This window comes from Streptomyces sp. 1222.5 (genome assembly GCF_900105245.1).
In the GTDB taxonomy this organism is placed as follows: domain Bacteria; phylum Actinomycetota; class Actinomycetes; order Streptomycetales; family Streptomycetaceae; genus Streptomyces; species Streptomyces albidocamelliae.
This window is the reverse complement of the sequence record NZ_FNSZ01000001.1, coordinates 3,256,119-3,268,584: the sequence shown is the minus strand read 5'-3', so window position 1 is coordinate 3,268,584 and position 12,466 is coordinate 3,256,119. Positions and strand designations below refer to the sequence as shown.

The 12,466-nt window shown below is 71.9% G+C and carries 9 protein-coding genes; 6 read left to right on the top strand and 3 right to left on the bottom strand.

Features of this window, described 5'->3' with window-relative positions; genetic code table 11:
- The first annotated feature begins 14 nt into the window (after positions 1-14).
- The 6 genes from BLW57_RS14535 to BLW57_RS14510 all read left to right on the top strand — a co-directional run bounded on the left by BLW57_RS14535 (position 15) and on the right by BLW57_RS14510 (position 6,028).
- Positions 15-1,094, top strand: coding sequence for a hypothetical protein (locus BLW57_RS14535; RefSeq protein ID WP_093480693.1), 1,080 nt, complete (start codon positions 15-17; stop codon positions 1,092-1,094).
- 238 nt (positions 1,095-1,332) lie between these two features.
- Positions 1,333-2,292 (top strand): NAD-dependent epimerase/dehydratase family protein, encoded by a 960-nt coding sequence (locus tag BLW57_RS14530; RefSeq protein WP_093474912.1) that lies wholly within the window; start codon positions 1,333-1,335, stop codon positions 2,290-2,292.
- Positions 2,280-3,029 (top strand): spherulation-specific family 4 protein, encoded by a 750-nt coding sequence (locus tag BLW57_RS14525; protein WP_093474910.1) that lies wholly within the window; start codon positions 2,280-2,282, stop codon positions 3,027-3,029. Before BLW57_RS14530 ends, BLW57_RS14525 begins: the two co-directional genes overlap by 13 nt.
- A gap of 63 nt (positions 3,030-3,092) precedes the next feature.
- Positions 3,093-4,271, top strand: coding sequence for an adenylyltransferase/sulfurtransferase MoeZ (moeZ, locus tag BLW57_RS14520; RefSeq protein WP_093474909.1), 1,179 nt, complete (start codon positions 3,093-3,095; stop codon positions 4,269-4,271).
- A 204-nt stretch (positions 4,272-4,475) separates the two neighbouring features.
- A complete protein-coding gene (locus tag BLW57_RS14515) occupies positions 4,476-5,267 on the top strand; it encodes a DUF6445 family protein (protein WP_143051605.1) in 792 nt (263 codons plus the stop codon).
- A gap of 323 nt (positions 5,268-5,590) precedes the next feature.
- Positions 5,591-6,028, top strand: a complete 438-nt coding sequence (locus BLW57_RS14510; RefSeq protein WP_093474906.1) for an RICIN domain-containing protein — start codon at positions 5,591-5,593, stop codon at positions 6,026-6,028.
- Between the two features lie 83 nt (positions 6,029-6,111).
- On the opposite strand, the gene BLW57_RS14505 is transcribed toward BLW57_RS14510, so the two are convergent.
- The 3 genes from BLW57_RS14505 to BLW57_RS14495 all read right to left on the bottom strand — a co-directional run bounded on the left by BLW57_RS14505 (position 6,112) and on the right by BLW57_RS14495 (position 12,368).
- Positions 6,112-7,668, bottom strand: a complete 1,557-nt coding sequence (locus tag BLW57_RS14505) for an alpha/beta hydrolase (RefSeq protein ID WP_093474904.1) — start codon at positions 7,666-7,668, stop codon at positions 6,112-6,114.
- 133 nt (positions 7,669-7,801) lie between these two features.
- Entirely contained in the window at positions 7,802-9,349 is a 1,548-nt protein-coding gene (locus BLW57_RS14500) for an alpha/beta hydrolase (RefSeq protein ID WP_093474903.1), read from the bottom strand.
- Between the two features lie 82 nt (positions 9,350-9,431).
- The gene (locus BLW57_RS14495) at positions 9,432-12,368 is read right to left on the bottom strand and encodes a lysylphosphatidylglycerol synthetase family protein (protein ID WP_093474901.1); all 2,937 of its coding nucleotides are present in this window, start codon (positions 12,366-12,368) and stop codon (positions 9,432-9,434) included.
- Between the last annotated feature and the right edge of the window lie 98 nt (positions 12,369-12,466).

Below are 12,466 nucleotides of genomic sequence, written 5' to 3'. Positions count from 1 at the left end.
GGGCGGTGGATCCGGTGAAAACACTGCTGCACCGGCACCGGGAACTGTGCGAGCGGGCCGTGGACCCCCTGGAGATCGCGGCCGGGCTGGAGGCGCACGGCGTCACCGACCGGACCGCCGCCCGCTTCCGGCACCGGGACGTCTTCTCGCTCGCCGAAGAGCTGTACGCGCGCGTCCCGCGCGACGGCGACCCGCGCCAGGAGCCCGAGCCCCTGCCCGCGCCCCGCGTCCGCACCGGCTGGGTCCTGCTCACCGTGCTGCCCGGCGCCCTCGGCGCGGCCACCGTGACCGCGCTGCGGCTCACCGACGGGCACACCCGGCTGCTCGTGGCACTCGGCGGCGTCCTCGCCGCGGCCCTCGCCACCCGCGCGGCACTGCGCCACGGCCCCCTGGCCGACCGGTCCGGCACGCCCTCGTGGCGCACGGCGAGCGCCGCGCGCGCGTGGACGCTCTGGCTGCTCGGATACGCCCTCCTCGGCGACGGTCTGCTGCACGCCGTCCTGACCGGCGGCCCCGACACCGCGCCCACCGGGACCCCGGACGGACCCTGGCCGACCGCCACCGCGCCCGTCCTCGCCCTCCTGCTCGCCTGCGCTCCGGCGGCCTGGTGCGCCCACCTGCTCACCGCGGGCGCCCGCCGCCGGCTCGCCGGCAGCCGCGGACTGGAGGACTTCTCCTCCGCAGCGAAACCACTGCTGCTGGGCACCTTCGCGCTGTTCCTGGGCGCGCTCACGACACTGCTCCTGCTCTGCGGCACCACGCTGCGCGAACCCGTGCCCTACCCGCGGTCCGTCGCCCTCGGCGCCCTGCTCCTCCTCGCGCGCCTGCTCACCGTCCACCGTCACCGGCACGCCCCGGTCCTCGCCCTGGGCGCGGCGGCGGCCGTGGAGGCGGCGGCCCTCGCCCTGCCGACGGCGGCGCGGCTGCCGGGCTGCGCCTTCCTCGCGACCCCCGTGGAGACCCTGGTGAACGCGGGCGGCTCGGCCGCCGTCCCTGCCCTCGCCTGCGGTACCGCGGCCCTGGCCCTGCTGCTGCACGCCGTCCGCGCCCTCACCCAGGCCTCGGCGCACGCTCCCGCGGGAGCACCCGAGTGAATCTTCCGCCACCGGTCCGACCCGGGCCCGCCACCCGTCCGGAGCGCATGACCGCACCGGACCGGGGCCACCGGGGCCCGGCCGGCCACCGGCGGCGCCCGCACCACCCCGTTGAAGGAGAACACCAGATGACCACCTCCCGACCCGGAGCGTCCCGAGCCCCCGGTACCGCCGGACCGGCCACGGGAGCCTTCGCAACGGCCGGATCCACCGGCGCGCACACCCCGGGAGCCGCCCGATGAGGGTCCTGCTGATCGGAGCCAACGGATACATCGGCCGCTTCGTCGCCGACCGCCTGCTCGCCGACCCCGCCGTCCAGCTCACCGCGCTCGGCCGCGGCGACGACGCCGACGTCCGCTTCGACCTGGCCACCGGCAGCCCGGGCGCGCTCACGCGCTTCCTCGACGCCGTACACCCCGGCGTCGTCGTGAACTGCGCCGGAGCCACCCGGGGCGGCGCCCGCGAACTCACCCGGCACAACACCGTCGCCGTCGCCACCGTCTGCGAGGCCCTGCGCCGCAGCGGCTGCGGCGCCCGCCTGGTGCAGATCGGCTGCGGCTCCGAGTACGGGCCGAGCCAGCCGGGCTCCTCCACGGCCGAGGACGCCGTGCCGCGCCCGGGCGGCCCGTACGGCGTCAGCAAGCTCGCCGCGACCGAACTCGTCCTCGGCTCCGGACTGGACGCCGTCGTCCTGCGCGTCTTCTCACCCGCGGGCCCCGGCACCCCGGCAGGGTCCCCGCTCGGCCGGCTCGCCGAGGCCATGCGCCGCGCGATGCAGTCCGGCGACGGCGAACTGAAGCTGGCCGGCCTCGGCGTCCAGCGCGACTTCGTGGACGTGCGCGACGTCGCCCGCGCCGTGCACGCCGCCTCGCTCTCCGCCGCGCAGGGCGTGATCAACATCGGTTCCGGCCGGGCCGTACGCCTCCGGGACGCCGCCGCCGTCCTCGCGCGCGTCGCCGGGTACGGCGGCGCCCTGCACGAACTCGACGCCCCGCCCGGAGTCCTGCGCGGCGCCATCGGCCACCCGCGCGCCGACTCCGACCACACCGCCCCGCTGGCCTACCCGTACCCGGACGGCTGCGGCAGCTGGCAGCAGGCCGACGTGCGCACCGCACGCGACCGGCTCGGCTGGCGGCCCCGCATCAACCTCGAAGAATCCCTGGCAGACATCTGGATGGAGGCGGCATGCCGCATCTGACCAGCATCACGGCGGGCGCCACGAACACCGGCGTCCGCACCGCCCTCGGCATCCCCGGCTACGCCCACCCGCTCGTCGCACCCGCCCAGTGGTCCGAACTCGCCCGCCCCGGCACCCCGCTGGACTGGGTGGTGCTGAACGTGGCCGGCGGCCCCGGCAGCCGCCCCGACCCGCACTGCCTGGAGGCCACGGCCCGGCTGCGCGGCGCCGGCGTCCGCGTCCTCGGCCACCTGGACCTCGCCTACGGCGCCCGTGCCTTCGGCGACCTGCTCTCCGACGCCCACCGTCACCTCGACTGGTACCGGGTGGACGGTTTCCTGTTGGACCGCTGCCCCACCGAGCGCACCGCGCTTCCCGAGGTCCGGCGCGCCGTCACCACGCTGCGCGCGATCAGCGACACCGCGCACCTCGTCCTCGGCCACGGCACCCACCCGCACCCCGGCTACGCCGAGAACGCCGACCAACTGGTGACCTTCTCCGGCCCCTGGTCCGACTACCGCTGGTCGCAGGTCGCCGAGTGGACGGCCGACTACCCGCCCGACCGCTTCTGCCACTTCGTGCACGGCGTGCCGCACGGCCACCTGGACGAGGCGCTGCGCATCGCACGCTGGCAGGGGGCGGCGACGATCTACCTCACGGACCGTACCGACGGGGGCGGCCGCGCGGACCCCTGGGAGACGATGCCCGGCTACTGGGACGACATCGTCTCGCGTATCGGAACGGGTGTCTCGGAATGAAAAAGGCCGTGGCAGTGTTACGGGGAGAACAACCGTACTGTTTGACCGACCAACGGAGTCCCCGTGTCGCTGCCACCCCTGGTCGAGCCGGCTTCTGAGCTCACCGTAGACGAGGTCCGCCGGTACTCCCGCCACCTGATCATCCCGGATGTCGGGATGGACGGGCAGAAGCGGCTGAAGAACGCCAAGGTGCTCTGTGTGGGCGCCGGCGGCCTGGGCTCGCCGGCGCTGATGTACCTGGCCGCCGCGGGCGTGGGCACGCTCGGCATCGTGGAGTTCGACGAGGTCGACGAGTCGAACCTGCAGCGCCAGATCATCCACAGCCAGTCCGACATCGGCCGCTCCAAGGCCGAGTCGGCGCGGGACAGCGTCAAGGGCATCAACCCGTACGTGAACGTGATCCTTCACGAGGAGCGGCTCGAGGCCGACAACGTGATGGAGATCTTCGGTCAGTACGACCTGATCGTCGACGGCACGGACAACTTCGCGACCCGTTACCTGGTCAACGACGCCTGTGTGCTGCTGAACAAGCCGTACGTGTGGGGCTCGATCTACCGCTTCGACGGTCAGGCGTCCGTGTTCTGGTCCGAGCACGGTCCGTGCTACCGCTGCCTGTACCCGGAGCCCCCGCCGCCCGGCATGGTGCCCTCCTGCGCCGAGGGCGGCGTCCTGGGCGTGCTCTGCGCGTCCATCGGCTCCATCCAGGTCAACGAGGCCATCAAGCTCCTCGCGGGCATCGGCGAGCCGCTGGTCGGCCGTCTGATGATCTACGACGCCCTGGAGATGCAGTACCGCCAGGTCAAGGTCCGCAAGGACCCGAACTGCGCGGTCTGCGGCGAGAACCCGACCGTCACCGAGCTCATCGACTACGAGGCCTTCTGCGGCGTCGTGTCCGAGGAGGCCCAGGAGGCGGCCGCCGGTTCGACGATCACTCCCAAGCAGCTCAAGGAGTGGATCGACGACGGCGAGAACATCGAGATCATCGACGTCCGCGAGATCAACGAGTACGAGATCGTCTCGATCCCCGGCGCCAAGCTGATCCCCAAGAACGAGTTCCTCATGGGCACCGCCCTCGAGGGGCTGCCGCAGGACAAGAAGATCGTCCTGCACTGCAAGACGGGTGTCCGCAGTGCGGAAGTCCTCGCGGTCCTGAAGTCCGCGGGCTTCTCCGACGCGGTCCATGTCGGCGGTGGCGTCATCGGCTGGGTCAACCAGATCGAACCGGACAAGCCGGTCTACTGATCCACCCCCCGGTCCCATGGAAGCCCACGGCCCTGATCAGCTCAGGTGCCGTGGGCTTCTCGCCGTCCCGGACCGTACCGTCGGCGGCCGGGGCACCCGGCGACTGCGCCGATATGAGTAACTGCATGACGAAATTCCCCAATTGTCGGGGGTGGATCGATACGCTCCGAGCGTCAGCCGGCGCGCGGTGAAAGAAGTCTGCCCATGCCATTCCATCCGGGGGAGCAGGTCAATTTAGGCGGTGAGACCGCCGTGGTGCTGGAGGACCGCGGTGACGGTGGCTACCTGATCTCCAGCGGTCCCGCGCGACTGTCGATCGTGGTCCCCCGTCACTCCCTGGAGAACGCGCGGCGCCGGCCGGCCGCCAAGCGGCTGTTCACCCCGAGCGTGCCGCATCTGCTCTCCGTGGACGATTTCCTCGACGATCCGGACGAGGTGCGCGAGATCGCGCTGAGCGCGGGCTACCACACCGATCCGGAGCACTTCAAAGGGCTGCGCAGCGACCACCGGTACCTCTGGCCCGGCCTGCGCGAGGAGTTCTCGCGACTGCTCGGCACCCCGGTCACCGAGTGGCTCGGCCACAACGCCAACGGTGTCTTCCAGCAGACGGCGCACGACGATCCGCTGGTCTGGCATCACGACTCGCAGAGCTACGCCGCCGCGATCTACCTGAACCCGAACCCGCCCGCCGGTGCCGGCACCAGCTTCTGGCGCGACCGGCTGCACGGCTGCCGGCGCGCCCCCGCTCATCCGAAGGAGCGGGCCCGCCTGGGCAGTCCGGAGGCCGTGGAGGCCGCGCGCTCTTCGGTCTACGACCCCTACAACTTCGTGCACGAGGACAACTGGGAGCTGGTCGAGTCGATCTCCGGCCAGTACAACCGGCTGGTGATCTGGGACGCGAAGCTGATCCACTCGGCCACGTCCTACGAGCACTTCGCCGGCGAACACGGCACCCACCGCCTGGTGCAGCTCTTCTTCTTCGACATCGACGTCTGAGCGGCCCTGGTACCGGCGCGCCTTCCCCACGCCGGATCCGGGCTACGACGGCCATCCAGGAGCTCTCCTGGATGGCCGTCGGCAATTCAGGGCGGTATCGGTGTGTTCGCCGTCTCTGTCTGTGGTGAAGGGATCCGCGTTGCAGTGTGATGATCACCTCGGTTAACGTGGCGTCAACTTCATACGTGCTGAGTCATGTTGAGGTCGACCACACCGCGCGACCGCAGCACGAGGGCCACCGGGCCGTATGCGAGGCATGACCATCCTCGCGGCCCCGTGGTCGCGGCTGCCGTCGCTGTTCGACGGAAGATACGGGGAGTTTCATGAAGAAGCGCTTGATGGGCAGGCTCGCGGTCGCGATCCTGGCCCCCGTGGTGATCCTGGCGGGCGCCGGCCAGGCGTTCGCCAACGGGACCGTCACCTGGAAGAACAAGCTCAACGGCAAGTGCCTGGGCTACATCAACAACATCCCGCTCGCTGGGGCCGACTGCGGTACGCCGCCGTCCAAGTGGACGGAGACCAAGCAGTCCGACGGCAGCTGGACGCTCAAGACCAGCTACGGCGACTGCCTCGACAGCAACCGGGACGGCAAGGTCTACATCCGGGACTGCAACGGCGGCGCCAACCAGAAGTGGGAAGAGATCAAGGACACCGCGGGCTGGCGTCTGAAGAACAAGGCGACCGGGCTCACGCTCGGCCAGCACGACAGCGTCCTCTACACGGGCTTCGACGGCGGCCTCAAGGCCCAGCGCTGGAGCTGAGTCGACCCGACGCTCCCGCATGAGCCGTGGAGCGGGGGCTCCGGCGCCACAGGTGTCCGGAGCCCCGTCCGCGCCGGCGTCCGTCAGGAGCAGACCGTGCCGTCCTTGGGTACCGTCCCCTTCAGCAGATAGGCGTTCACCGCCGAGTCGACGCAGTCGCTGCCGCGGCCGTACGCTCCGTGCCCCTCGCCCTTCCAGGTGAGTTCGACGCCGACGCCCCGGCCCAGTTCGTCGGCCATTCTGCGGGCGCCCTCGTACGGCGTGGCCGGGTCGCCGGTGTTGCCGACGACGAGGACGGGCGCCGCGCCCGGCGCACCGACCTCCGGGGTGTCGAACTGGCCCGGCACCGGCCAGCCGTGGCACCAGCCCGCCGAGTCCCAGCCCAGGAAGTCCCCGAAGACGGGGGAGATCCGCTCGAACTCCGCCAGTCGCCGCTTCGTCTCGGCGGCGGTCGGCCGCTGTCTGTCGTCCAGGCACGAGATGGCCCGCTGGGAGTGGGACGTCGTGCCGTAGTGCCCCGAGGAGTCCCGCTCGTTGTAGTCGTCGGCGAGTGCCAGCAACTGCGAACCGTCGCCCTTCTCCGCCGACTCGAGCGCACCGGTCAGCCGCGGCCACCTCGACTCGCTGTACAGCGGCAGGACGATCCCGGTGACGGCGAGCGTCTGGGTCAGTCTCCGACCGGACGACGTCCGCAGCGGCTCGGCGTCGATCCGCTTCAGCAGGTCCGTGATCTTCCGGGAGCCCTGCTCGGGATCCTGGCCGGTGGACTTCAGATAGTCGTCCAGGGCGCGCTGGAAGCCGCGGGTCTGGTTCTCGGCGTGGCCCACCGTGTCCGCGGTCGGGTCGACCACCGCGTCGAGGATCAGGCGTCCCACCCGCTTGGGGAACAGGTGGGCGTACACACCGCCGAGTTCGGTGCCGTAGGAGATGCCGAAGTAGTGCATCCGCGTGTCGCCGAGCACCTGGCGCATCAGGTCCATGTCGCGCGCGGTGTCGGTGGTCGACACATGGGCCAGCAACCGGCCGGCGGCCTTCTGGCAGCTTCTGCCGAAGGCGGTGGAGTCCTCGAAGTACGCCTTCTCCTCGGCGGGGGTGTCCGGGGTGGCGTCGACGTCCTCGGCGGCCGCGATCTCCCGGTCACCGCGGCAGCGGATGCCCTCGCTCCGGCCCACTCCGCGCGGATCCCAGCTGACCAGGTCGTAGCGCGCACGCAGGGGGGAGGCCAGGGCCGCGTAGTACGGCATGGTGTCCACGCCCGAGCCGCCCGGGCCGCCGAAGTTGAAGAGCAGCGAGCCGAGGCGGTCCCCGCCGGTCGCCCGCGCACGGATGAGGGCGAGGCCGATCGTCGCACCGCCCGGCTCGGCCCAGTCCAGCGGCACCTTGAGGGTCGCGCACCGCCAGTCGTCGCCCGGCGCCTTCGCGTCCCCGGTGGCCTCGCAGCGGTGCCAGTCCAGGTGCTGGGAGGTCAGGGAGTCCGGCAGGTCCGCGGAGGACGCCGCCGAGGACCGCGAGGCCGGCCCAGGAGCCGTGCCCGTCGCCTTGCCGTCGCTCTTTCCGCCGCCCCCGTCCGACGAGCCGCCGCAGCCGGCCACCAGCAGCGTCGCGGCCGCGGCCGCCGTCCATCGCAGCCATCGCCTCATGTGCACCCCCCCTCACAGGCCCCTCGCGTCAGTGCCGCGCCGGGCGTTCACGCCATGGTAGGCATAGCGGGCCGAACCCGTTACGAGCTGTGGAGAACTCTCTGAACTGCATCTTCAATCGGTGTCGGGGAGTTCAGGAGCAGACCGCGCTCGCCTTCGGCAGCTTTCCGTCCAGCAGGTAGCCGTTCACCGCGCTCTGCACGCACTTGTTCTTGCTGTCGTACGCGCCGTGCCCCTGGCCCTTGTACGTGAGCTGGACGCCCACGCCCTTGCCGAGCGCGTCCACCATCTTCCGCGCGCCCTCGTACGGGGTGGCCGGGTCGCCCGTGTTGCCGACGACGAGGATGGGCGCCGATCCCGGGGCGCTGACGTCGGGATGGTCGGCCGCGCCCGGCACGGCCCAGTCGGTGCAGCTGAGCATGCCCCAGGCCAGGTAGTCCCCGAACAGCGGGGAGGCGGCGCGGAACTCGGGCACTCGCTGCTGGACGAAGTCCGGGGTGTACCGGGGCTTGTCGTCGGCGCAGTTGATGGCGATGTTCGCCGCGGTGATGTTGCTGTACTCGCCGTTCTCGGAACGGCCGTTCATCGAGTCGGAGAGCAGCATGAGGATCTTGCCGTCGCCGTCGTACGCCTCCTCCAGCCCCTCGGTGAGGTACTCCCAGAAGTCCTTGGAGTACAGCGCCTGCGCGATGCCGTTGGTCGCGGCGGTCTGGGTGAGCTGGCGCGGGAGGATGCCGGGGATCGGCTTCTTCTCCAGGTCGGCCAGGAGCTTGGCGATGCGGTCCTTCACCTCCTGCGGGGTGTCCCCGACCGGGCACTCCGTCGTCTTCGACGTGCAGTCCTCGGCGAAGTTGTCGAGCGCGAGCTGGAAGCCCCTGGTCTGTCCGAGCGCGCTCTGCTCGGGGTTCTGCGTGGGATCGACCACGCCGTCGAACACGGCCCGGCCGACGTGCTTGGGGAACAGGTGGGCGTAGACGCCGCCGAGTTCGGTGCCGTAGGAGATGCCGAAGTAGTGCAGTTTGTCGTCGCCGAGGACCTGCCGCATCAGGTCCATGTCGCGGGCCGCGTCCGTGGTGCGCACGCGCGGCAGCATCTTCTTGGAGTTGTTCTCGCAGGCCGCGTTGAACTGCTTGGTGCGGTTCACGAGGTCGGTGCGTTCGGCGCTGTCGTCGGGGGTCGCGTCCTGCTGGAAGAACGCGTCCAGCTGGGCGTCGCTCTCGCACTTCACGGGTGCGCTGCGGCCGACCCCGCGCGGGTCGAAGCTGACCAGGTCGTAGCGGGTGCGCAGGGCGGCGTAGTCCTCGCCGAAGGCGGGCAGCGTGCTGACGCCGCTGCCGCCGGGGCCGCCGAAGTTGAACACCAGTGAGCCGATCCGCTTGTCCGCGGGGCCGCTGGCCTTGGCCCGGATCAGGGCGAGATCGATGGTGTCGCCCTTGGGCTTCGCCCAGTCCAGGGGCGCCTTCATGGTGGCGCACTGCCACTTGGTGCCGTTCGGCAGGGGGGACGGGGCGCTGCCGCCGCCTTCCGCCTCGGACGGGGCGGGGCAGTCCTGCCAGTCGAGCTCCTGCTGCGTGACGTCCCCGTCGTGCTCGGCGCCGTCGCCGCATCCGGCCAGCAGACCGGACAGCACCGCGGCGGTGGTCATCAGGACGGCGGCACGCAGCCAGAAGGGGTTCGCCATGTCTCCATCGTGGGCCCGCGTCCGCCCACGCGCGCGGGACGCGAGCCGTACGAGGTACGCCCGTGCGCTCGCCCCGCCGGCTTCAGAGAGCGCCCTTGCGGGTCAGGTGGTTGAAGGCGAGCCAGCCCGGCAGCACCGGCAGCCACAGCGTCAGCAGACGGAACAGCAGGACGGCCGGCGCGGCGACCTCCTTGGGCAGGCCGACGGCGATCAGGCCGACGGTCAGCGTCGCCTCGACCGCGCCCACCCCGCCCGGTGTCGGCGCGGCCGAACCCAGCGCATTGCCGGCCAGGAAGACGACCGCGACGCTGGCGATGCTCAGCGAGACCGTGCCGTCGCCGAAGGCGCGGATGGAGGCGTCCAGGCACATCACGAAGCAGGCGGTCAGCAGGAGCATGCCGCCGATGCCGGTGACCAGCTTCTGCGGCCGCTGGAGCACGTCGAGCATGCGCGGCACGACACCGGCGAACAGCGACCTCACGCGCGTGACGACGAATTTCCGCAGGAACGGCACCGAGGTCACGACGAGCACCAGCACCGCCACGGTCAGCAGACCCGCGATGACCGTGCGGGACGGCGACAGGGACGGTGTCTTCTCGGTGCCGGTCAGATAGCCGAACGACAGCAGCATCAGGATGTGGCAGCCGAGCCCGAACAGCTGTGACGCCCCGACGCTCGCCACTGCGAGCCCGGGGCGCACGCCCCCGCGCTGGAGGAAGCGCGTGTTGAGGGCCACGCCCCCGACCGCGGCCGGCGCCACGATCTTCACGAAGGAGCCGGCGACCTGCGCCGCCACCGTCCTCGGGAACGGCACCCGCTCGGGCACGAACCCCAGCAGCGCCATCGCCGCGGCGACGTAGCTGAGCGCGGAGAACACCACCGCGGCGGCCACCCAGCCCCACTGGGCCTGCGCGAACAGCGTGCCGAACTCGATGTGGGTGAGCTGCGTCAGCAGGTAGTACGCGCCGATGGCACCGGCGATGAAACTGATCAGCGTCTTCGGCCGCACCCGCTCCAGTCGGGCCGGTTCCACGGGCGCCTGGGGCCTGATCCGCAGCACCTGGTGCCGGATCTGGGTGAGCAGGTCCTCCTCGCGGGCCTCCTCGCGGGCCTCATCGAGGGCTTCGTCGAGGGCCCGCTTCTCCGCGCGCTGCTCGGCGCGGACCGTCTTCTTGTCCGGCTTGTCGACGGCGGCCGGGGCCGCGCCGGACGCCTCCTCCGCGCGGGCCGCCTTGGTCTGCCGGGACGCCTCCAGCACCGCCTCGCGCTCGCGCTGGGCCCGCTCGCGGGCCAGCCGGCGCAGCGTCGCGCGCGTGGAGCGCGTCAGCGCGATCGGCTGGAGCATCGGCAGGCAGTCGGCGACCGCGTCCGGACCGAGCACGCCGACCGCCGAGGCCACGGCGCGTTCGGCGCCGACCCGCAGACCGAGCGTGGTGAGCAGCTGGGCGACGTCCATGCGGAGCAGCAGATCACCGGCGGCGATCTCGCCGCCGCGCAGCTCGGCGAGGATCACCTTGCCGGAACGATCCACCAGGATCGCGTCCCCGGCCAGCCTGCGGTGCGCGATGCGACGCGACTGCAGCGCCTGCACCTGGTGCCAGGTGGTGCGCAGCAGCTCGTCGGTGATCTCCTCGTCGGCCAGTGTGTCCAGGGTGCGCCCGCCGGTGTGCTCGTAGACGAGCATGACCGCGTCGGGGCCGAGCTCGGAGGTGGCGATCAGCTTCGGCGCGTTGGCGCCGGCCGCGATCGCCGCGTAGGCCAGCAGGGCCTCCTGTTCCAGCGCCTGGCGCAGCGACTGGAGGCTGGAGCGGGTGGCGAAGCCGCGCAGGGTCAGATTGCGCCACGCGCGGTAGAAGAAGCCCTGGGCCTGCTGTTCCCGGTCGACGACCGTGACATCCAGCGGAGGTCCGTCCTCCAGGGTGACGAAGTAGCGCCGGCCCCGGTCGCCGTTCTCCGTCTCGACGGTCTCCTCGCGGGCCGCGCTGAGGGGATGGAAGCCGACGTGTCTGAGGCCCGCCATCAGTGTCTGCCCGGTCGGGCGGACGTTGGGGGAGCCCACCGCGTACAGGGTGCCGTAGGCGATCGTCCAGCCGATCAGCACCGTCAGGATGATCGAGAACGGGGTCGTGTAGCCGGTGACGAGCATCGAGAACGCGTCGAGCATCAGCACGATCCACAGCACCGCGCGCCATCTGGGCCGGCGGGACATGCCGACGGCCGTCATGTAGGCGATGACCGGAGCCAGATAGCCGTGCACGGGGTCGGTCAGCGCGTGGATGTCACCCGGCGAGGGCTGGGTGAGCGCCTCCTGGATCGAGTCCGGGGCGCCCCGCGCGACCCACAGGTCGGTGGCGAGGGTCACTCCGTGCGCGAGGACGGCCGCGAGGACGCCGTCGGCGATCCGCAGTCCGTCCCGTTTGATCAGGCGTTCGATCGCGAAGGCGACCGGCACGAGGAGGATCGCGATGCTGGACGCCAGTCCCGCGATCTTGATGAGCAGATCGGGCGCCTGCCCCGTGCCCTTGTTGATGTCCTGTTCGAGGCCCGAGGTGGTGCCGTGGGCGAACGCGGCGATCGCGAACAGCACGACGACGGCGAGCACGCCCACCAGGAGCCGCATGAGGTCGGAGGGGCGGTGCACCCGCGCGGGCAGCAGGGGCTCGTCGCCCTCGACCGCCTCCGCGTGAGGGTCCGCGCCCACGCCCGAACCGTGGCCGGGGGGCGGTTTCTCCGGCATCTGCGCCCCCTCGCCTGCCTTGTCGCCGTCGCCGTCGTCGCGCGCGGGCGAGGAGCCGCCCGCGCGCGACGCCCCGCGGGCGTCGTCGGGCGCCGCGCCGTCGTCCTCACGCGCGCGCGTGCCGCCGTCGTTCCGGGGTGGCCGCGTGAGATCGTCCTTGCGCGGACCGGATTCCTCCCGCCGCGCGTCCGGGTCGCCCGTGCCCGCGCGGGCGGTGTCGGGGCGCGCGGCGGCGTCAGGGGTGCCCGCCGCGTCCTCGGGGTGCACGCCCTGCTGCTTCATGGTCTCTTCTTGGTCTCGTATCACCGGTCACCGCCCGCACGATGGTGGCATGCTCCACCGACCGACGCGGGCATCAGGGTCTGGATGCGCGGGCGCAC